General features: G+C 59.1%; 24 protein-coding genes and 1 pseudogene. 7 read left to right on the forward strand and 18 right to left on the reverse strand.

Annotated features, from left to right (window positions below; translation table 11 throughout):
- Nucleotides 1-1,056: replication initiator protein A (locus QWU00_RS16580; protein ID WP_010666791.1), on the forward strand; the 1,056-nt coding region annotated here is incomplete at its 5' end.
- A gap of 39 nt (nt 1,057-1,095) precedes the next feature.
- On the opposite strand, the gene QWU00_RS16585 is transcribed toward QWU00_RS16580, so the two are convergent.
- From QWU00_RS16585 to QWU00_RS16610, 6 genes are all read right to left on the reverse strand, one after another.
- On the reverse strand, nt 1,096-1,353 hold the full coding sequence (locus tag QWU00_RS16585) for a ribbon-helix-helix domain-containing protein (RefSeq protein ID WP_010505208.1): 258 nt from the start codon (nt 1,351-1,353) through the stop codon (nt 1,096-1,098).
- A 27-nt stretch (nt 1,354-1,380) separates the two neighbouring features.
- A complete protein-coding gene (gene parA, locus QWU00_RS16590) occupies nt 1,381-2,040 on the reverse strand; it encodes a ParA family partition ATPase (protein WP_010666790.1) in 660 nt (219 codons plus the stop codon).
- 181 nt (nt 2,041-2,221) lie between these two features.
- Nucleotides 2,222-2,818 carry a recombinase family protein gene (locus QWU00_RS16595; RefSeq protein WP_026019400.1) on the reverse strand — a complete coding sequence of 199 codons (597 nt, stop codon included), beginning with the start codon at nt 2,816-2,818 and terminating at the stop codon, nt 2,222-2,224.
- A gap of 335 nt (nt 2,819-3,153) precedes the next feature.
- Nucleotides 3,154-4,536, reverse strand: coding sequence for a multicopper oxidase family protein (locus tag QWU00_RS16600; RefSeq protein WP_070406234.1), 1,383 nt, complete (start codon nt 4,534-4,536; stop codon nt 3,154-3,156).
- On the reverse strand, nt 4,533-6,431 hold the full coding sequence (locus QWU00_RS16605; RefSeq protein WP_150395620.1) for an NAD(P)/FAD-dependent oxidoreductase: 1,899 nt from the start codon (nt 6,429-6,431) through the stop codon (nt 4,533-4,535). Before QWU00_RS16605 ends, QWU00_RS16600 begins: the two co-directional genes overlap by 4 nt.
- Nucleotides 6,432-6,446: 15 nt before the next feature.
- Complete coding sequence (locus QWU00_RS16610) at nt 6,447-8,777, reverse strand: TonB-dependent receptor plug domain-containing protein (protein ID WP_202980520.1); 2,331 nt, start codon at nt 8,775-8,777, stop codon at nt 6,447-6,449.
- Between the two features lie 251 nt (nt 8,778-9,028).
- Here QWU00_RS16610 and QWU00_RS16615 point away from each other — a divergent pair, with 251 nt between their 5' ends.
- A complete protein-coding gene (locus QWU00_RS16615) occupies nt 9,029-10,132 on the forward strand; it encodes a LacI family DNA-binding transcriptional regulator (RefSeq protein WP_158513439.1) in 1,104 nt (367 codons plus the stop codon).
- Nucleotides 10,133-10,286: 154 nt separating this feature from the next.
- On the opposite strand, the gene QWU00_RS16620 is transcribed toward QWU00_RS16615, so the two are convergent.
- Genes QWU00_RS16620 through traA form a run of 6 tightly spaced genes read right to left on the reverse strand, consistent with a single transcriptional unit; the run spans nt 10,287 to nt 14,979 of the window.
- Nucleotides 10,287-10,958 carry a DUF6118 family protein gene (locus tag QWU00_RS16620; protein WP_070406246.1) on the reverse strand — a complete coding sequence of 224 codons (672 nt, stop codon included), beginning with the start codon at nt 10,956-10,958 and terminating at the stop codon, nt 10,287-10,289.
- A complete protein-coding gene (locus QWU00_RS16625) occupies nt 10,958-11,095 on the reverse strand; it encodes a hypothetical protein (protein WP_019088723.1) in 138 nt (45 codons plus the stop codon). The genes QWU00_RS16620 and QWU00_RS16625 overlap by 1 nt, the downstream gene beginning before the upstream one ends.
- Nucleotides 11,092-11,229, reverse strand: coding sequence for a hypothetical protein (locus QWU00_RS16630; RefSeq protein WP_026019313.1), 138 nt, complete (start codon nt 11,227-11,229; stop codon nt 11,092-11,094). Before QWU00_RS16630 ends, QWU00_RS16625 begins: the two co-directional genes overlap by 4 nt.
- A gap of 25 nt (nt 11,230-11,254) precedes the next feature.
- The gene (vapC, locus tag QWU00_RS16635) at nt 11,255-11,647 is read right to left on the reverse strand and encodes a type II toxin-antitoxin system VapC family toxin (RefSeq protein WP_048848569.1); all 393 of its coding nucleotides are present in this window, start codon (nt 11,645-11,647) and stop codon (nt 11,255-11,257) included.
- Entirely contained in the window at nt 11,644-11,838 is a 195-nt protein-coding gene (locus QWU00_RS16640; protein WP_062454612.1) for a type II toxin-antitoxin system VapB family antitoxin, read from the reverse strand. Before QWU00_RS16640 ends, vapC begins: the two co-directional genes overlap by 4 nt.
- A 54-nt stretch (nt 11,839-11,892) precedes the next feature.
- A complete protein-coding gene (gene traA, locus QWU00_RS16645; protein ID WP_304651059.1) occupies nt 11,893-14,979 on the reverse strand; it encodes a Ti-type conjugative transfer relaxase TraA in 3,087 nt (1,028 codons plus the stop codon).
- 160 nt (nt 14,980-15,139) lie between these two features.
- Between traA and QWU00_RS16650 the strand changes: the two genes are divergently transcribed.
- From QWU00_RS16650 to QWU00_RS16665, 4 genes are all read left to right on the forward strand, one after another.
- Nucleotides 15,140-15,433 carry a conjugal transfer protein TraD gene (locus QWU00_RS16650; RefSeq protein ID WP_150395624.1) on the forward strand — a complete coding sequence of 98 codons (294 nt, stop codon included), beginning with the start codon at nt 15,140-15,142 and terminating at the stop codon, nt 15,431-15,433.
- A 64-nt stretch (nt 15,434-15,497) separates the two neighbouring features.
- On the forward strand, nt 15,498-15,737 hold the full coding sequence (locus tag QWU00_RS16655) for a conjugal transfer protein TraD (protein ID WP_061491522.1): 240 nt from the start codon (nt 15,498-15,500) through the stop codon (nt 15,735-15,737).
- Between the two features lie 208 nt (nt 15,738-15,945).
- On the forward strand, nt 15,946-16,173 hold the full coding sequence (locus QWU00_RS16660; RefSeq protein WP_238706716.1) for a hypothetical protein: 228 nt from the start codon (nt 15,946-15,948) through the stop codon (nt 16,171-16,173).
- Between the two features lie 2 nt (nt 16,174-16,175).
- Nucleotides 16,176-16,346 carry a hypothetical protein gene (locus QWU00_RS16665; RefSeq protein WP_162531351.1) on the forward strand — a complete coding sequence of 57 codons (171 nt, stop codon included), beginning with the start codon at nt 16,176-16,178 and terminating at the stop codon, nt 16,344-16,346.
- A 365-nt stretch (nt 16,347-16,711) separates the two neighbouring features.
- On the opposite strand, the gene QWU00_RS16670 is transcribed toward QWU00_RS16665, so the two are convergent.
- Nucleotides 16,712-17,326, reverse strand: a complete 615-nt coding sequence (locus QWU00_RS16670; protein ID WP_010512305.1) for a recombinase family protein — start codon at nt 17,324-17,326, stop codon at nt 16,712-16,714.
- Nucleotides 17,327-17,451: 125 nt separating this feature from the next.
- On the opposite strand from QWU00_RS16670, the pseudogene QWU00_RS16675 reads away from it, so the two are divergent.
- Nucleotides 17,452-18,000: pseudogene (locus QWU00_RS16675) on the forward strand (DUF4158 domain-containing protein); the annotation flags it as partial.
- Nucleotides 18,001-18,247: 247 nt separating this feature from the next.
- On the opposite strand, the gene QWU00_RS16680 reads toward QWU00_RS16675, so the two are convergent.
- The 5 genes from QWU00_RS16680 to QWU00_RS16700 form a co-directional block, all read right to left on the reverse strand.
- Complete coding sequence (locus tag QWU00_RS16680; RefSeq protein ID WP_019087198.1) at nt 18,248-18,424, reverse strand: CopG family antitoxin; 177 nt, start codon at nt 18,422-18,424, stop codon at nt 18,248-18,250.
- Between the two features lie 36 nt (nt 18,425-18,460).
- Entirely contained in the window at nt 18,461-18,847 is a 387-nt protein-coding gene (locus QWU00_RS16685; RefSeq protein WP_150395622.1) for a type II toxin-antitoxin system VapC family toxin, read from the reverse strand.
- Entirely contained in the window at nt 18,844-19,089 is a 246-nt protein-coding gene (locus QWU00_RS16690; protein ID WP_150395621.1) for a type II toxin-antitoxin system Phd/YefM family antitoxin, read from the reverse strand. The genes QWU00_RS16685 and QWU00_RS16690 overlap by 4 nt, the downstream gene beginning before the upstream one ends.
- 127 nt (nt 19,090-19,216) lie before the next feature.
- Nucleotides 19,217-19,612 (reverse strand): type II toxin-antitoxin system death-on-curing family toxin, encoded by a 396-nt coding sequence (locus tag QWU00_RS16695; protein WP_010665988.1) that lies wholly within the window; start codon nt 19,610-19,612, stop codon nt 19,217-19,219.
- Entirely contained in the window at nt 19,609-19,836 is a 228-nt protein-coding gene (locus tag QWU00_RS16700) for an AbrB/MazE/SpoVT family DNA-binding domain-containing protein (RefSeq protein ID WP_014106734.1), read from the reverse strand. Before QWU00_RS16700 ends, QWU00_RS16695 begins: the two co-directional genes overlap by 4 nt.
- Between the last annotated feature and the right edge of the window lie 851 nt (nt 19,837-20,687).

Genomic DNA, 20,687 nt, shown 5'->3' on the forward strand with positions numbered 1-20,687 from the left:
ATGGTATCTGAAACCCCGAATCTGCCTGTTGTTCATGAGGCCCTCCTGCCGGAGCGTCATCCGCAGCATGACTTATTCATCTGCGACGTGGCAGATGCCGTGCTTAAGGACGTGATGCCGCAAATGGAGCATCCGTTCTATTCCCTGTCGAAAAAACCCGAAACTTCCGTTCGTCGCTATGAACATAACGGGCAATGGCTGGAAATCACGCCAAGCGTGAAGGGTCTTGCTACAATCTACGATAAGGATATTCTGATTTACTGTATTTCGCAGATCATGGCGAAACTAAAGGCCGGGGAAAAAGTATCGCAACGGGTGAGGATCAGCAGCCGCGACTTACTCATCTTCACCAATCGCGGAACGGCAGGTAAGGACTACAAAGCCCTCATCGAAGCCCTCGACCGCCTTGAAGGCACACGTATCCGCACTAACATTGTTACAGGCGACGAAGAACAGGTGGACGGTTTTGGCCTGATCGACGCTTCATCCATCCGCCGCAAACTTGGCCTCGACGGGCGCCTATTGCATTGCGAGATCAAGCTGTCGGATTGGGTCTTTAACGCAATTAAGAGCAATGATGTTCTGACACTGCATCGTGATTATTTCCGGCTACGCAAACCGCTGGAACGACGCGTTTATGAACTCGCTCGCAAACATTGCGGTCAGCAAGCGGTATGGAAAGCCTCTCTTGAGATCCTACTGAAAAAATCAGGCTCTCAAAGCCCAGAAAAATTATTCCGACAGATGATAAAGAACCTCGCTGCAAGCGATCATCTACCGGATTACCGTGTCGAATTCGATTCTCAGAAAGACATGGTAACATTCATCAATCGCGGCACAATGAAAGCTGCCGAGCCAGCAGCCGAGGCTTGGATGGGTGCGCTCGATCCTGATATTTACGGGGATGCTCGGAACATCGCGCCAGGGTGGGATGTGCATCATCTCGAAAGAGAATGGCGCATGTGGCTGGGTGATAACGAGATCGCTCCGAAGAACCCTGAGCGGCATTTCATCAAATTCTGCGAGACGTGGTTTGCTAAGCGTGGTCAACCCTGATTGTACAAATGTACGAGCATAATCTATCTAAATAGATAATCAGCGCTCTCCAAAAGGATGACGACCGTGCTTACGCATCAAGTCATCAATGGCCTCCCCGATCAAACCCTGAATAGTTGTATCAGTATCAAGCGCAAGTTGATGTAGTCCCTTGCTAACTGCTGGAGAAAAATACCCCACCACAGCCCGCTTACCTTCTCTCGGATTACGTGGGCGGGCTTTCTCTACCACCGTTTGCGCTGCCGGTTCCACAACCGATGGCGCGACCGTCTTTTTGAGACCAGCAAACCGACTCATGCCGTATATCCTCAACTTAGAAAATTGCTAACGCGTTTTTGTGTCATCTTGTTTGTGTGATGGCATGTTAACTTGATCACACACCCAATTCCACAACAGTGCTATATCAGCAGCAGCCTTGCTTTCCGGCTCTGCTTCCTGCGCGGTACGACCGGAACCAACGCTATGATGAAAAACTGCACGCTCAGGCAAAACAACAGGAGCAACAGGGATACCAAACTGCGCCACAACCTCGGCCGCCTCCTTATAAACTTGGGGCGCACGAGGAGGACCCGCAGTAAAAATCACGAAGGCAGGCTTGCCACTGGCTCGCACAAGTTCCGCCGTTGTTCTAACAGCGTCCATATCGAAAGCACGTGGTCTGCATGGAATTAACAAGAAATCAGCGACACGACACGCCTCACGCGCCATAATATCGGCATGTGGGGGGGTATCTATTATCGATAGTTCTGCGCCCAGTTCGGACGCTTGTTCCAGCTTTCTTGATAACAAGGCGTGCGCCGCACAATCCACCACATCAGGCTCGACATCCCCCCGCCATGCTTTCCATGAACTTGCAGTCGCTTGGGGATCGGTATCGAGGATCAGAGAAACGTATCCAGCGGCACTGGCACTAGTAGCCAAGTGTAGGGCAAGCGTCGTCTTCCCAGCGCCTCCCTTCTGACTAATGATCGCGATTGTTTTCATGTCACCATGTTTCTGTGTTAACACATTAACAAATTACCATGTTATTTTGATAACTCAATATCTTCCTCAAAAAAATCGACGATCTAATCGAACCCAATATTCCGCATGTCTCAGACCGATGCCGTTAGCACCCATATAATGCTATCATGTCTATGTGTTAACACATAAACACAGTGACGTGTTATCTTTCCCGCTGCACAATGGCAGCGACAGTGTTCTTGCTGATTCCCAGATCGCGGGCGATCCACCGATAACTCCGCTTTTCTGCCACCAGCGCCAGAACCTTCGGAGCCAGACGATCAGACTTTGGCCGCTGTCCTTTCTGTCGGCCGAGAACCTTCCCGCGCGCCCTGGCAGCGGCCAGACCAGACTTCACCCGCTCGCTGATCAGATCCCGCTCGAACTCCGCAATCCCGGCCAGAACCGTCGCCAGCATTCGTCCATGTGGTGTCGCCAGATCAAACGTCATTCCCGTTATAGCAATCAGGGAAACACGATAGCTCTCCAGTTCCTGAAGCGTGGAGATGAGATCAATGGTCGAGCGCCCCCAGCGGGACAGCTCCGTCACCAGAATGGCGTCAATTTCACGAGCCTGGGCCAGTGCCATGACCTTTCGACGCTCGGCCCGATCCACCCGGACGCCAGATCCTGTCTCCATGAAGATGCCAGACACTTCATAGCCCGCGCGTTCGGCAAACCGCTTCAGCTCGTCTTTCTGGCGCACGCATGACTGATCGGCCGTAGAAACCCGACAATAGATGACCGCGCGCTGTCCCATTTGAACCCTCCCGGAAAAACCACCATGCAGCCCTTGATACACCGTGGCTCAGGATTGTCCCAATTAGACTATAGACTGTTTAGGTCAATCTAATTTAAATGGAGGAAATGGAGGGCAGAACGAACCCGCTGCGCGGGATTGGTGCGGTGTGCAAGTCTATCACCACGGCGTGAGCGATCTGTTTTATTTGGAACTGTCTTGATCGGGCCAAGCACTCTGGCTTCTTCCCACCAGAAGGAGCCGGATGATGACAGAGTCCCTGTGCATTGCTGCAATCAGTCCCCTTCGCCAGCGCCTGCTTGATGACATGGCGGTCCGGCGGTTCCCCACAAGCCCTAGTAGCTGATCAGGCGCATGAAGCCGTAATCCATGTGGATCTGCTGATGGCAGTGGAAGAGGGAGCGACCGGGGTTGTCGGCGCGGAAGTCTACGTCGAGTGATCCGTAGAGCGGGAGGACGACCGTGTCCTTGATGAGGCCGGCGACGGGGCGGCCGGAGATGGCGGTGATCTCGAAGCTATGCCGGTGTAGGTGAACGGGATGATCCTCGCGGCTGGCATTGAGGAAGCGCAGGCGGTACCGGCGGCCTTTCGCGAGCTTCATGACGGGGGCGTCCTCGAAGGTCTGGCTGTTGATACGCCACTCGTCCATGCCATCCTTTTTCAGGAACCGCTTGGAGATCACCATCGGGATGATCTCGTCGACCTCGGGCCGGGTGGCGGAGTCGGGGAGGGCGAAGCGGGTATAGTCCCAGTCATTGTACGCGGGGGCAAGCCAGCGTGCGGGGCCGTGTTGTCCGGCGTATTCGATGGCGAGGGCGAGACCTGAGGCGCGTTCGGCGTCGCTGGTGGCGCCGAGCATCCAGACGCCTGGGTTGTTCATCTCAACGATCGCATCGACGCGTTCGGCGACGCCCAGACGAATCACGTTGACGCTGGCCTGTGTCGGGACGGGGTTGCCGTCCAGCGCGATGATACGGAATGTGTGGCCGGACAGGGCGATGGTGGTGTTCTGTGTGGCGCTGGCGTTGACGAAGCGGAAGCGCACGTGCTCTCCGGCCTTCACGCGCAGGGGTTCGGCAGCGTTGAACAGGCGACCGTTGAAGGAGGCATGCTGGTAGCAGACCATCTGGTCGGAGACAGGAGCGCCCATGTCGCAGAGTGCGCCGTTCCAGTGATGGACGGCGAGGAAGACCTCGCGGTCATAGGCGGCGGGGAAGCGTCCGTCGTTGATGTCGATGAAACCGAACTGGCCTGAGTAGCCGCCGGCGGCGAGGTCCTGTCCGGCCATGGCGTGGGTGTGGTACCAGCGTGTGCCGGAGGGGCCGGGCAGGAAACTGTAGGTTCCGGTCTCGCCTGGTGCGATCATGGGGGAGCCTTCCTCCATGGCGCCGTCCATCGGGCTGGGGATATGCAGCCCGTGCCAGTGGACGAGTTCGGGTTTCCTGCTCCGGTTGGTGACGTGGATGACGGCGTGACGGGTAGGGTTGAGGCTCAGCAGCGGGCCGGGCACGGTGCCGTTATAGGTTGTTGTCGGGACGACGATGCCTGGCGCGAGCTCGAGCGATGTCTGCTCGATAATGAGCCTGACGGGCGGGTCGGGGTAGAGCAGGGCGGGCCTGTCCTCCGCGCGCAGGCGGACGGGCAGGGCTGCGGCACCTAGTGCGCCGGCCAGGGCTGCGGTCAGTGTCTGGCGGCGTGTTAGAGCATGGGCGTTCATTCTTTGTCTCTGCCTGTCTCGTCGAGTTCGTTGATGGCGCGCCAGGCCATGTCGATGGCAAGGGCGGTTGTGTCGGTGCCACCGGAATCGGTATTGGCGATCGTGATCCGGCCGAATTTCCTGCGGGCGCGAAGATGCGGGGGATCGCCTCCGTTTTTCAGGAAATCGTCATAGAGGGGCGAGTACCAATAGGAATAGCCATGCCCCCAGCGGTTAACGGTAATGCCGGTGATGTCACGTGCGGCGTCGAATCCGTAGGGGCCGAGTGCTGCGTTGAACTGTAGGCGCAGCTCGCGCTCGTAGGTCTCGAAGCTGGTTTCGTACATCTCGATACGTCCTGCGCGGAACTGGTCCTTTATCGGAAGGCCGGGTGCGCCATAGCCGCGCAGCAGTGAGACATGGGCAGGCTGGTCCGGTGAGGCGGAGTGCTGGTAGCCGCCGACGGACACGGGTGGTTCCAGGATGATGGAGGCGTAGTAGGAGCCTGGAGCATTCATCAGGCAGGTGCCTGCCTTGTGGAAGGCTTTCCAGTCCCGCAGCCAGACATTTACCCACAGGTTGGGGGTGTGAACGTTGTAGTGCAGGGCGTCGCGCTGCTCGGCGGGCATATCGGGGCAGAGATAGGGGATGACGTGAAACCAGCAGGCCAAGACACAGGATTGTGCACGGACCTGGAACAGTTTTCGGTCCCGGATATAGGCGATTGTGACGCCGTCGCTCCCGTTACGGACATTGACGGCGGTCGAGTTGAGGCGGATGCGGACCGAGTTGTGATCCTGGTCCAGCGTGTCATATCGTACGCGGCGGGTCAGGGCGTCGGAGAGACCGTCGCAGTCGAGGGCGCCGGGGATGAGGTCGCGCACGATCATGCGCGCGATCGTGGCGTTACCTTCGGGGAAGTGGTATTCTGCGCTGCCCTTGCCGTGACGCGGGGGCTCGGGGAGGCCGAGGCCGACGAAACCGGGAAAGCCGAAGCGCTGGAATGCGGCCAATGCGGTTATAGCATCGAGCCCGCGCCCGCTGCCGAAGCTGCGGTCGCGCAGGTAGGTGCAGACCATGGGGTCACATCCGACCACGCCAATGAGGTAGTCGCGGTAGCTCATCAGGGCGAGCTTGCGCATCTTCTCGTCCTGCGACAGGCCGGGAAGGTAGTCCCGGCTGTCGTGGTACAGGCGGAAGAGATCCCTGCGAACACGCTCCGGCAGGGGGGCGTCACGCAGGAAAGCACTCCATCGGGCTTCGGCGTCCGGCGGTATTGTGGGATCGTAGAGGAAGGTAAAATCCGTCCATGGGGCAGGATCTTTCAGGAGCCTGTCCTGTCCGAAGGTCTTTCTGTCGAAGAAGACGGTCTGTCCCATGCCCAGGGATTCGTAGAAGCCGCGGGTGACGGTGGTTTGTGCGAGTTTTTCGACGTCGATGTCACAGACATCGAAAATCAGTTTCTGGGCCTTGGTTTTCGGGGAATAGATGTTGAAGGAGCCGCCATTGGCGATGCGAGTATCGCCGTCATGTGTGAACTCGTTGCGCTTGGCGTGCCCGCCGAAGTCATCGTGGTTGTCCAGGACGAGGATTTTTGCATCCCGGCCGTATTTCCGGCGGTAGAACCAAGCGGCGGAGAGGCCGCTTATGCCGCCACCGACGATGACGAGGTCATAGACCCCGTCCACGGGTTCAGCCTGGGGGAGGGCGTCTGCCAGGTTTCCGTTGCGCAGGGCGTGGCCGGCACAGTAGGCGCGTGCGTAGCCGCTGCCCCGCATGCCTGTGAGGGCGGGAGGGTAGGTTGACTGGTGTTCGGCCCGTGCGTCGGAGCGGTCCTCGCGCGGGATGTCACAAGCGAGGCCGAGGGCGCGGTCCATGGCTGCGGAGCGCCCGCTCTGGTGTTCTGGGATGCTCATAGGCCGGCTCCGTGATCAGAGGGAATAGTCGAGCGACAGATAATAGTATCCGCCATTGAAACCGAGCTGCTGGGCGCTGGTATCATAGGGGACGACGCCGACATAGCTTGTGTTGAGCGGGATGCGTGAGGGGTATTCGTTGAATAAGTTGTTTGCGCCCAAGGCGACGTGCAGGCGTGATGTTGCCTGGTAACCCAGCAGGATGTTGGTCTGGAACTTGGGCTTACTGTACATCTGGTAGAAGACCGAGTTGGACCATGCGTTCGGGCCGGTCACGTACTGCAGCTGGTTAATGGTGTGTCCCCAGCGCATCTCGTGAATTGCGAAATCCCATTTTCCCTTGTGCCAAGATGCGCCGAAGATCAACTTGTTGCGCGGGAAGGCGGTGCTGAGATAGCCGATGCCCTGTGCGCTGAGCAGGGGGTTGTTGTTGGAATCAAGGTAGTCGCGTGTGACCTTGGTCTCGTTGAGATTGAGCGAGGCGTCCCATGAGACTTTTCCGAACTGTCCGAAATCGGTCTTGTATCCGGCGGTGATATTCACGCCGCGTGTCCTAGTGTTGGCACCATTCGAGAAGTACTGGACGGAGACGCTGTCGGGGGTGACGGTTGAGTCAACTTGGTAGCCTCCGGCCTCGAGTGCGCTGATGGCGCGCTGGCCGTTATAGACGCCTCCCTCGACGATCCGGTGGGTGACGGTGATCTGGTAGGCGTCGACGGCGATATTCAACCTTGGCAGCGGGTTAAGCAGGAAACCTGCGCTGAAATTCATCGAGCGTTCGGGGACCAGAGGCTTGGAACCGAGGGCGCGGGCTGTGGCGGAGTTGACGGCGACAACGCCGTTGGCTCCAGTGGGGGTGGTGCTGAGGCTGGTGTAGTATTGCTCAGCGAGTGTGGGAGCTCGGAAGCCGTTGCTGATTCCACCGCGCAGGGCGAGATACTTGTTCACGTCGTAGCGGGTCGAGACCTTGCCGGTCTCGGTGTTGCCGGCGTCGGTGTAGTGTTCGAAGCGGCCAGCGAAATCAATCTGCCAGTTCTTCAGCAGGCGTGTGGACAGGCCGATATAGCCGGCGGTGACGTCGCGGCTGGCACGGGTCTTGCTGAGCTGGTTGAGGCCGCTCTGTCCCTGGGGGCCGGAGCCGTAATATGAGGCGGGGTCGCCGGGATTTACGTTATAGGCGTCGTTCCTGTATTGCGCGCCGATCGAGAAATTGACCGGGCCGGCCAGTAGGGGAACGTTGAATGCCTTGCGAATGCCGAAGTCGTTGGTCCATTGCCGGTTTGAGAATGTCATGACGTGGAAATGGGTCGGTGTATAGCCGGTATCGGCGTAGAGGGCGGTGTTGACGGAATCATTTAGGTCGAAATGGGAGTGGTCCTCGCCGTAGCTGGTGCTGACATCCCAGTTCCAACCGTCGAGGATCTCGCCCTTGAAGCCCAGGGCCACGTTGAAATCGTCCTCGTCGAGGGAGCTGACGGGGCTGAAGCCGTTGGGATAGATTTCGGGCAGGGTTGAGCCTGTGCGGTAGTTCTGGAAGGACCATGCGGCGCGGTGGGCGTAGCTGGCGAAGGAATAGAACTCGACTCGGTCGGTAATTTTGTATCCCATGTTGTATCCGAGCGAAACCCGTGTTTCCTGCGGATTGCCGAAATATTCGTTGACTCTGGTTCCGGTGCGGGTGTCGGCATCGCCGCGGTTGGTGTGGTCCTGGTGCTTGAATTCGCCGTCGAGGTGGAAATAGCCGCGATCACCGAGGCCGGTGCCCCAGCTGACAGTGTTGTCGGTCGTGAAGCCATCTCCTGCGTAGTAGCCGCCATTGACCGAGTGCATCTCAAGGCCGTGGGTGTTTTTCTTGAGGATGATGTTAACGACGCCTGCGATGGCATCCGAGCCGTAGAGTGCTGCTGCTCCGTCCTGCAGGATCTCGATGTGGTCGATGGATGACATAGGAAACATGCCGAGATCGACAGGGGTTGTTCCGTTTTCCGGGCTTCCGGTGTCATCGGTCATGATCGAGGTGGAGTGGCGGCGCTTGCCGTTGATGAGGATCAGGGTCTGGTCGGATGTGAGGCCGCGCAGGCTGATGGTTGAGGTCATGTTGGCGTTGCCCGATGTGACGCCGGGGCGCGTGATCGAGGGGTCGAGCTGGACCAGAGCGTCGCGCAGGTCGGGCTGTCCAGTGGATCTGAGCTGCTGGGCACTGACGACGGTTATGGGGCTGACGCTCTTCTTTGCGGTCTGGTGAGGGTCACGAGTTCCGGTGACGATCACCTGCTCGTCGGTGCTGGCTGTTGTGTCCGTGGCGGCGACGGCCGGGAGGGAGAGGGCAAGCGTTCCGGTTGCCATGGAGGTGACTGATGCAAGAAACATTCTACGCATGGCAGGGAGGTTCTCGTTCGAGGCGGTTGGACGGATGGCTCGAGAATCGATATTTCGTATCGATATCGGAATCAATATGATAACGTTCTCACAGAGTCAACCATTACGGAGACGAACCATGTTTCGGGGGTTTGAACGTGTGCAGGCTGCCGGTGTGTGTTCGTCATGCGCGGGTTTTTTGGGGTATGCGTTTCCGTCTTGGTAACGGGAGGCGGAGTTTGGACGAGCACAGGGGCAGGCATGCGACAATTGTCGATGTGGCGCAGGCGGCGAATGTCAGCGTGGCGACGGCGGGGCGGGCGCTTGGCGGTTATGGCTATGTCAGCCTGGACACGAGGGAGGCGGTTTTGGCTGCGGCCCGCGCGCTCAACTACCAGAAGAACATTGCCGCGCAGTCCCTTATTTCGGGAAGTGCGAAGACATTCGGCATGATTGTCTCGGATCTCAGCTCCGAATTCTATTCAAACATCATCAAGTCGGCTGTGAACTACTCGTTCCGGCACGGGTATTGCGTGCTGATCCATGACACGCATGAATCAGCGGAGATTGAGCGCGAGGCTGTTGCCATTTTCCACCGGCACCGGGTGGACGGGATCATCATTGCGCCCGCGAGCATGCAGAGTCTGGGCCATTTGCGGGAGTTTGTTGCCGGTGGCGGCAGGGTTGTGCAGATCGACCGGCGGTTGCCAGGGCTGGCGGCTGACAGTGTGACGCTGGACAATGTGAGGACGGCTGCGACCTGTACGGCGAGGCTGTTGGAAGCAGGGCATCGCAGGATCGCGTATATTGGCGAGATTGACGAGGTGAGGCCTGCGGATCTGGGGCGGGTTGTGGAGACGTATGCGGCGACAGGGCGGATGCGGAAGGGATTTGCGCCGAGTTGTCAGCGGCTTGCGGGGTATCTGGAGGCTCACCGAGAGGCGGGAGTTCCGGTCTGTGCGGATCTGGTTGGGCGGACGGGGAACTACAGATGGGAGGCGGCACGTGATGTGACACAGGCGGTTCTGTCGCATAGGCCAACGGGGCTGATGACGTCTGATGGGCTGATGACGATCGGTGCGCTTCGTGCGGTCCGGGAGGCGGGAATGCGCATTCCCGATGATATCTCGTTCCTGAGCTTTGATGATCTTGAGTGGCTGCAGCTTGTTGATCCGCCATTGTCTGCGGTGGCACAGCCTTGTGCGGAGATTGGAGAGGAGGCTGCACGTATCCTGATCGGGCAGATCCGCGGGGAGAAGGAGGCGCCCCGGACACGGCATGAGCATATCAGGCTGGCTGGCAGCATCATTGACCGGGGGTCGATACAGGTGATCGGGGGGTAGGGTGCGAGATTGCCGCTGCTGGGGCGCATGGCGAGGTTTGAGGGATGGTGTGTCAGGGCAGAACGCTTGGTGTTAACATGATATCCCAACGTGGTAGCAATATGCGTTTTTCCTGACACGTCATCTACTGCTGTCGGCTTTTATCCCCTGAAGACTATTCCTGTTGTGCCGGAACGGTGATGCTACAGGGTTTCTGAATTTTTTCCTGACCCGATGCCGCTTTCTGGCAGGCTGCGATCCTGTCTCTGTTGGCCTCAACCAGCTGGCTGTCCTCACGTACACGTTGCCAGCCTTCAGGATTACTGACCGCCATCATCATGGCCCCAGAGTTCCAGCGATCTTTCTCCCCAACAATAAAGGATGCCACTCGCGTCCCGACAGAAGATGGCAGGAGATACGCCAAAACAGGCGACAACCCGATCCCTGCAACAAGACAGGCAAGCCCCACCCCTAACAGCCACCAGTTCTGACGATCCTGCTGACGGGACTGACCAATGATATTGGCAAGAACCCGACGTTCCCCCTGAACCTCACCTATCGCTTTCTGAAACGCTGTCTGCATCTCCTGACTGGCAGAAATCCCGGCCTGACGAATCCCTTGCCCATACGCCTGGGGCGTCATCTTCAGCGTCGGATTGGCCTCGATCGCCTCCATTCGTGCACCGACTGCATTCATGGCCTTCACGACACGGGCCAGATCCTCCGTGTAATCCGGGGGCCGATTGTCCCGCCACGCCTGCGGCAACGCTTCCACGCTCCGCCGGAGTACCGTCATTTCGGCGCACAGGTCCTCAAACGCGCGCGCTGCTGGATCTGTCTCGGACATCAGATATCCCCCCACAGATTGAAAACCCGCACACCAGCCGCCTCGAAAGGCGACACGTCGTGGCTGGCCAGAACACGCTGCTCCGGGACGGGCCTCCTCGTCTCCATGATCACGTTGGTATCAAGCAGCAGGATCATTCGAAGGACATTGCCTCGGCCGGGGTCTGATCGCGGGTCTGCAAGACCGCGATATCCTGATCACGCACACCGGCCTCACGACCGATGGCCCCCAGAAGCGATCCCAGCCGAACGGCCTCTTCTTTTTTCTGCATGTCCTCTCCAGTCACCGCGCCGAAATCAGACAACCCGTTCCAGCCCCAGATGTGTCACAAACGGATCAAAGTCCCGGTCACTGTAAAGGAGCCGATACCCGCTTACGATACATCGTGTGGCAATCAGGGTATCAATGGTTTTCCGGATGGTGATGCCTCTGGCACGCAGGTCACGGAAATATCGTGCCGCCTCGATCATGACATCACGCCCCCCGATCTCTACCAGATCCAGAGCGCCAAGCAGTCTCCGCGCCTTGTTGAAATCCCGTTCGCTCGCAAATCCCTGAAGAACTTCCGTCATCATCAGATCCCCAATGGCGACCAGTTCCTCTCCCAGCAACCGGTCCAGAGCATCAACCTGTGGCGTCACCGTACCCCTGAAAAAATCGATCCAGACCGATGAATCGACCAGAATCATGCGTCGGAACGCATGGCGTCGAGATCACCCCGCCACTCCAGCCTGCCCTTCATGGAACGCAGTTGCCGCTGCTGATTCAACTTGATCAGCGTCCGCAATCCGAGTTCGACGGCTTCTTTCTTGGTTTTGACGCCAGACGCCTTCAGCGCATCTGTCATGAGGGTATCGTCAATAATGATGTTGGTTCGCATGATGTGTATCTCCAGTGAAAATTATACACATCAACATCTCCTCTCTCAAGCAGATTACATCCCCATATCCATACCGCGCGACCTGGAGCGTGAGAGGGCCTGCTCCCGCTGATGGGGATGCAACCCGTGATCGAGCGTCGATCCCTTCTTGATCCCCAGCTCGCGGCTTTTCTCCCGCAGGATGGACTCAAGCTGCGCATCCCGCTTCAATTCCTTGAGCGCCACACCCTGCTGCTCGCGGCTCAGCCCGTCCCAGGTCTTCACAAACCGCGCCGCCCGCAGATCCGGACTCTTCCGCACCCTGTCCTCATGCTCCAGCCCCTCGACCAGTTTGCGCGCCCGTGCCGGACCTTCCAGACCATACAGCGCCTGCCGGATCTCCGGCTGATGCTTCAGCGCCGCCCGCAGATCCGCCTCACCGCCACGCCGGACCCGCTCCAGATCCCGCCCGGCTTCAAAAAGCGCCTTCTTCTGGTGCTCCAGCACCGGCAGATCCTGACGCACCATGCGCTCGGCATCCACCCAGGCCCGCGCATACCGCTCCACCGCCTGCTGAAGCGGATCACCACCCGGCACAAACCCGTCCAGCCCGGCCGGCACCTGCTCACGCTGCACACGGGGCAGCCTCAAACCCGCAAAGAGAGAGGCGGGAGCCTCACGCTCAATCCCACTTTCCCCCTTACCGGCCCCGGCATCCATCCCGGCCGACACGTCTTTTTCCGCCGTGCGACGCCCCGGCCGCACGGACAGGTCCAGCCCATCGAACATCCCGCGTTTCTGCTGTGCCGGTGCCGGCTCTGGCGTACTGACAGCTTCGGTCTGCCTGTCCTTCTGGGGGCCAGAGGCGGCCTTCTCACGCTCCACCACGATCTTGCTCTCGGGGACATACAGTCCGCGCCGCCGCGCGAACCCGGTATCCCGATCCCGGACATGCGGGTAATCCAGCGTGGTATCCTTCAGCCGCTCGCGTGACAGCCGCCGCACCAGCCCGTCCCGGTCGCCCACATCATCACGACCCCAATGGACAGACACGCTCTCCCGATGCCTCGACAGCGCCACATAGGCCCCGTGCCGGTCCAGGCTCCCCGTCGCCAGCACATGCGCCCGGTCCACCGTCACACCCTGCGATTTGTGGATGGTGGCCGCATAACCATGATCCAGCGCGTCATACTCCGCCACCGACACGGACACGACCCGGCCACGCCCGACACCCTCCTTCCCATCGAGCTGCACCGACAGCACGAGATCCCCGGCCTCGGCCGATCCCTCGATGCCCCGCACCGTGCCTAGCGTGCCGTTCTTTACCCCCAGTTCCCGGTCATTGCGCAGGAAGTAGACCCGCTCCCCGTCCGCAAACACCCGTTCGCCCTGGGCGGTTGGCACCAGCACGTCGTCACCCAGCTCACCCGCCTCCCGCCGGATGGCGCGTGCCGCCTCGTTCAGTGCCCGCACATCGACACGCCGGTGCGCCAGCATGATCTGACTGTCCTCTGGCGCGGCCTGACGGGCTTCATCCCACCCGGCCACCACCCCGCCCCGCGCCTCTTCCAGCGTGTCATGCCCGCGCACCAGGCCAGTCGCCTCATAGCGTCCCAGCGCCTGCTCTGTCCGCCCGGTCGCCAACTCCTTCGTGGCCGCCTGCTGCCAGCCTTCACGCTGCCGGCGTACGGTGGTGATTTCCACCGACCCGACCCGCTCGGCCACCGCCCGGAACGCACCACCCGCCTCGATCGCCTGCAACTGCTCGGGATCGCCCACCAGCACCACCTTGGCCCCGGCTTCGCGGGCGACAGACAGAACCCGCTCCATCTGCCGTGACCCCACCATGCCGGCCTCGTCCACCACCAGCACGTCCCCGCGCTCCAGCAGGTCGAACCCACGACCCCACGCCCGCTCCAGGGACGCCAGCGTCCGGCTCTCAATCCCGGACCCCGCTTCCAGCCCTTCCGCCGCGATCCCCGACAGCGCCGCCCCGCGCACCCGGTACCCGGCCTCTTCCCATGCCGCACGGGCCACACCCAGCATGGTGCTCTTCCCTGTCCCGGCATACCCGACCACCACGGACAGGTCGCGGGACTTCGTGAGCTCGCCCACCGCCAGCGCCTGCTCGTCCCCAAGACCGGAATGCTGCATCGCTGCCCGACGCACCGCCAGCGGCACCGCATGCCCCTGGGACAGCCCCATCGCGAGCGATGCCTCTTCCAGACGCTGCTCGACCCCGATCATCTCCCGTGTGGAGAACCGTTCCCGCCCGTGACCGTCTTTCCCGAGGGCGACCAGCTCCGGACATGCCTCCACCCGAACCATGACAGCACTGAACTGTTCTGCATCTGCCGTATGCCGGTCCACGAACCGCGCCAGGTCCTGACGGGTGAATGTGCTCTGCTGTCGGGTCAGCGCCTCCAGCGCCACATGCGGCTCGGCCAGCAACCTCTCGCCATTGCGTCGCGCGATCTCCAGATGGTCAGCGACCCGCTCCGCGTCCTCGCCCCGCTCTTCCCGACGCATGCCGGCCGGACCGATTTTGTTCTGCGGCTCAAGGTCGATCCCCTGTGCCGCGAACGACCGATGATCGATCCGCACGTCTAGGTCCAGCTCGGCCAGCCGTTCATTGGCAAGTGACGCCCATCGCTCCCGCCATGTCAGCAGGAGTTCTTTGTCATTCCACGACCGCTCTTTTGCACCAAACCCGTTCTCATCCACGGACCGCGTGGACAGCATCACATGCGCATGGGGCTTCGCCTGTCCGTCCTCACCAATATCCCAATGCACATTGAGATCGGCCACCATGCCGCGTTCCACGAACTGCTCCCGCACGAAATCCCGTGCCAGCGCGATCCCCTGCGCCTGGGTCATTTCGCGCGGGATTGAAAACTCCACCTCGCGGGCAAGCTGGGCATCCTTGCGCTTCTCGATCGCCTCGACCTCATTCCATAGGGTCGCACGGTCGAGAAACCGTTCCGGCGCGCCATCGGGCAGCAGGATCTCGGAATGCACCACGCCGCTCTTGTTGGAAAAGTCATGGTCGCGATCCAGCCGCACATCATGCAGCCGGGACGCCGCGCGATAGGCCGCCGCTGCCACGGCGCTCCGGCCGGTGGCGCGGCTGATAACCTTTGCATGCAGATGATAGATCGCCATGAACGCGATCCTATCACACCACTTAAGCGCACGTCACGCAGTGACGTATAAGCGCGCACTCATATTTTACTGCACCACAAAGATTGTTAATCGGGATGAGTGACGCGGTTCTCGTCTGTGTGGTAGAGTATCCACAGGTCGGCAGAATAGGGGGCTAGAAATGCGCAGGCCACGGGACATTGATGCGGAACTGAAGGCGCTTCAGGAAAAGGCGAAGCAGCTCAAAGCGCAAAGAACCATCCAGCTCGGTGAACTGGTCGAAGTGACGGGAGCCGATACCTTATCGATCGAGGCTCTTGCTGGTGTTCTGCTTGCGGCTGTCGAACAGGCGGATAGTAAACCCGAAGCCGTCGCGAGGTGGACCGAACGGGGAGCGGCGTTCTTTCAGGCAGGCGGAAAAAAGGGCAGCCGGAAAGGAACCGGAAACGATCAGAACGGATCTGCTGGCGCTTGAAAGACGGATCAGGAAGCAGACAGCCCTGATCCATCGCCATCAGGCACGAAAGGCACGCACCGACATGCGCGACTGGGCGAAGGCGCGACGGGAACGCACCCATCATCTGATCGAACTGGGCGGCCTGGTCCAGAAGGCAGGACTGGTCGATCTGACCGATGATGACCGCGCCACCCTGCTCGGAGCCTTTCTGGATATTGCGGGGCAGCTTCAGGGGGGAAATGAGACCACCCCGGACGACCTGAAAACGCGCTGGAGACGCGCGGGGCTTCATGCCTTCGACAGGGACCGGGAACAAGGCTGACGACAAAACACGATCATCCAAAACGGACAGACTGTAATCTCGGCCACAGAACAATTTTACGGCCTGGAAACTGACCACCACAGACACTTCAAGAGGATACCTAATGGCTCCGGAATACCCTTCTCCAGAATGGTTTTCTGATAAGATCAATCGCCATCAATGGATGTGGAATCTGAATGCCCGGTTTGTTTCACAGGCAGCAAAGCGTATGACCGATACGGACGCTCTAGTCTTGCTCAATGAGGCGGTCAATCTGGAAATAGCGGAAACGGCTGCCAACCTTCTTCGGGAAGGTGTGCCAGAAAAAATTGTCGCTGATTTCGTTATGGCTTACAGTCAGACACAACGAGCAGAATTGCTGGATAATGTCTGCGATTACGCATGGCGGATTTCTGCCCCTGTCGCTGCCACGAAACACGAGGCGATGAAGACATGACCATGACGGACCTTTCCGACGAACGGGCTGCCAAAAGGGATGCAATCCGCAAGGCACGCAACAGCACGAAACCCACTGTCCCGGCCGATCAGGTTCTTGCTCTTCTGGACGCCGATCTGGCCCGGATTCAGGCGGCCATTGACACCCTCCCTACGCCTCGCCCCACGGATTGATGAGGGTGTTGGTGTCGTGAACGATCCCCCCCGAAATCCACGTCCCTGATGGCCTCGTGGAACGCGGGAACGATCCCTCATTCCCGCGCTGAAAATTACCAGTAATATTCGTGGGGTCGCCGGGTGCCGGTATACGGAAAGACCGCCTCGACAGGATCGAGGTCGCCCTTGATGATCAGGCGGGCAACATGCCTGTCATGATGACGGCCAGGACGGATATCGTGCAGATGACTGTACCAGTTGGGAGATTCAGAAGCTTCACGTGAGCCTCCATAGCCACAGCGATCCGGCTGGTTGGCCCAGCGATGATTGCGACCGTATTTGCGGCTGTGATGATGGAGTCGTTTGCGGGAGGGGGCGAAATCCTACGCTAAGCTGAGAACGCGCTTCCCATAATCCCTGAGCTCGCCCTTCGGTCCGACATATCTGTATAGAGTGACGCGCTCGATCCCGAGTTCCTTGCACAGATCGGAAACAGACGTGTCGCGCTGCGCCATGGCGGCCTGGGCGAGACGCACCTGTGCTTTGGTCAGGGCGAATTTTCGCCCTCCCTTTCGTCCGCGCGCTCTGGCTGCGGCAAGGCCAGCCATGGTGCGCTCGCGGATCAGATCCCGCTCGAACTCGGCCAGAGTGGCAAAGATACCGAACACCATGCGGCCGGATGCGGTCGTGGTGTCGATCTGAGCGCCTTTTCCGGTCAGCACACGCAGGCCGATCCTGCGGTCTGACAGATCCTTCACGGTGTTGACCAGGTGGGCGAGCGAGCGCCCGAGGCGATCGAGTTTCCAGACCACCAGCACATCGCCGTCGCGCAAGGATTTGAGGCATGCAGCTAAGCCGGGCCGATCATCGCGGCTACCGGATGCACGATCATCATAAATATTACCTGGCTCGATACCGGCGGCACGCAGGGCGTCGTGCTGGAGGTCGAGGGATTGGGAACCATCGGCTTTGGAGACGCGGGCATATCCGATCAGCATGTTTCTTAAACGTTGGTTTGAAGCGGTGACGAACATGAGCACATAAGCTTGCACTATTGTGTATCTTAACCAGCATCGCAATCAAACTATCTCAAACCTTACCTTGGAAAGAATAAGGAGCATGTATGCCGCGTCGCGTGACCCTGACCGATCGACAGCGCGAGGCGCTGTTTCACTTACCGGTCGATCAAGGTGATCTGCTGCGGCACTATACCCTTAGCGATGAGGATCTCGGGCATATCCGCCAGCGCCGGCGCGCCCACAACCGTTTCGGCTTCGCGCTGCAACTGTGCGTCCTGCGCTACCCGGGCCGGGTACTCACCCCTGGCGAGCTGATCCCGGCACAGGTATCGGATTTCATCGCGGCCCAGCTCGGGCTGAGCCGTGACGATCTACTCCTCTATGCCGCGCGCGAGGAGACCCGGCATGAGCATCTGGCGGACCTACGCCGGATCTACGGCTATCGCTCCTTTTCGGGGCGGGGCGCACGGGATTTGCGCGATTGGATCGCTCGGGAAGCCGAGGCGGCGACATCGAATGAGGATCTTGCCCGTCGCTTCGTTGCAGAGTGTCGCCGCACCCGCACAATCCTTCCCGGTTTCTCAACGATTGAGTGCCTTTGTGCCGATGCACTGGTCAAGGCCGAACGCAGGATCGAAGATCGTATCGCCGGCATGAACCTGCTCGCCGCCATCATCATCCCGCCTGATCTCCTCGCCCATGTCTCACCGCTGGGATGGGAACACATCAACCTCACCGGCGAATATCGCTGGCCTAAATCCTTAGCGTAGGATTTCGCCCCCTCCCGCAAACGACCCCATGATAGGTGCGAGACATGGGAGCTTCCCCTCCATGACGCGCGGAGTGATTTCCGAGCGTACCTACATCGCCCGATCTCCTCTGTTCTGGTCGGAATATACTTTACCGCGTCTGTGCGACATCGGTCTCCAGCAGGGACGCCGGCAGGCGCATGTTGAGGGCGGCCGCCTTGGGTTCGATCTCAAAGCGCATGGGCTTGAAACCGGACAGGTCATACCGGGTCAGATCGGCGGTCGCGACGAAATCCTCGGCCGCTTCGTCACTGTGCAGCGAGGGCATGGACCTGTTTTTGCTGCTCATAGTGGTCGATCTCCTTCAGACGGCTTCGATCGGGCCAGGATAAGCCTTTACCAGCGGATCATGGGTCAGCAGAAGCAATCCTTCCACCGTGGCCTGTGCCACAAGGATCCGGTCAAAGGGATCCCGATGCACATCTGCCAGGTGTCCCACTGCCAGGGCATGCTGGCTGGTGATCGGTAACTCCTCATAACCGTTTTCGATCAGACCGCGTCGCAGCAGATGAGGATCGACCTGGAAGTCTGCCCGTCCCAGCCCGGTCTTAATGGTGATCTCCCAGAGACTGGCAGCACTGAAGACCAGAACATTGTCCTGATCTTCCATCAGGGTTTTCGCCCGTGTTGACAGCTTGTCAGGCTCTCCGGCCGCCCAAAGCAGCAGATGGGTATCCAGAAGGAGCCTCATGCCGGACCGTCGAACAGAGACACAATATCGTCCTGTCCCATGCGATCAAAATCTTCGGGCACCCGGATTTTTCCAGCAAGAAACCCCAGACGCCGTTGCTGTAACTCTTCAGGATCCGTAATCGGGCTGACCCGCACCATCGGCCGGCCGGCTTTGGCAATGATGAAGCTTTCCCCTTTCATGGCCGCGTCAATCAGCCGGGACAGATGGGTCTTGGCTTCGTGGATGTTGACCGTGCGCATGGCGAAAGCCTCCTGAGTTTACTCAAAAAAAAGACTTAGCCATATTAGTCTGGTCCATCAAGACAAATGTCGCCAGAACCACCTCAGGAAACGAAAAAAGCACACTCATCGCGTTCCTCGTTTACCGTCATACCCTTTCGGATGCGACATTGGCGGTCAGGAATGCCGCATAGCCCAGTTCGTCCATCTGACCTGCTGCCAGCGCGAGAACCGCATTTGCTGCATCTTCCTGGGCTGCCGTGAAACGATAGCCGTTGAGTTCCAGAAACAGCACGCCGAGCACAAAACCCGTGCGTTTGTTCCCATCGATGAAGGGATGGTTTTTGACGATACCCGCCGTATAGACGGCCGCCAGATGCACTGGATCCAGCGGATCCGCATAGGCCGCATGCTGCTGTGGCCGGGCAAGTGCGGATTTCAGAAGGCCTGCATCCCGTACGCCGGAAGCACCACCATGCACCCCCAACAGCCGATCATGCAGGATCAGGGTATCCCGTTCGTCTATCCAGACGAAGGCTGTCATTGAGCCAGAACATGCAGCGTATCACGGTAACGCCGCATAATATCTTCAGCCTTTGTCATTTTGGTTTCGAAGTCAGGATCATAGGGCACGAGCCGATATCCGCCTTCTGGTGCTTCGGTCAGATACAGGGGCGCGCCATCCTGGGTGTTCAGCCGTGAGATCACTTCCTTGGGTAGTACGACCCCGAGTGAGTTTCCGAATTTTCGCACTTTCAGCTCGACCATAGTGAATCCCCTCAATGTTATTACCAATGTAATAACTGTTTGCGGTTTCAGCAACCATCATGCATTTTTCTGACGTGCTCAGGCGAATAGGCAATGGCCAGCCTATCAAGCCCCGCAGGGCACTATGGGTGGCCGCACAGACCACAACACCCGTTGCAGACACCCCAACCAGCCACCACCTCTGATAACGCCTGTACGGCCATTCTATGGCGTCTAGCGGGCATGTTGCGACACGTGAGCTGCTGAATGATCGCCTGAACTCCGATGTGTCTTGAGCAGTTTATGGTTTTGCCCGGTTCTTCTGATGTTGCAGGCGTTGGGTGAGCGCTGAACGGGAGAGCCCCGTAGGGCGTCGAAGGCGCCAACGCGGATGAGGAAGGTGCTCTGGTGGAGAGACGATGCGTTTCCGCATCGTCAGATCATGACTTTGCGCCGTAGGCGTGTCCGTTCAGTGCAGGCCCAAAGGGCCGAGCAGGGGTATGCCGGGGGGAGATCGCGCTATGCGCGATTGGGGCGGCCGTAGGCCGCGAGCCGGCGGGGGCGGAGCCCCCAAGAGGCGGTGTTTGGGTTCAATTTGGTTGGAAATTTTTGAGGTTTGTGAGTTATCCACAGATCAAATGGTTAGAGAGGTGTTAAATAGGTGTTAGATTCTGTGTTAAGCGATTCTAGCATCCTTTTAACACATTGATATAAAAACGGAATTTCTGGTTTTTTTCTCGGTTTGGTATTTAAAACCCCGAATCTCGGTATTTAAAACCCCGAATCTCGGTATTTAAAACCCCGAATCTCGGTTTCGGTATTTAAAACCCCGAATCACTTGACGCAGGTATTTAAAACCCCGAACTTTAGGC

The sequence above is a fragment of the Acetobacter tropicalis genome (assembly GCF_030644465.1).
GTDB classification, from domain to species: domain Bacteria; phylum Pseudomonadota; class Alphaproteobacteria; order Acetobacterales; family Acetobacteraceae; genus Acetobacter; species Acetobacter tropicalis.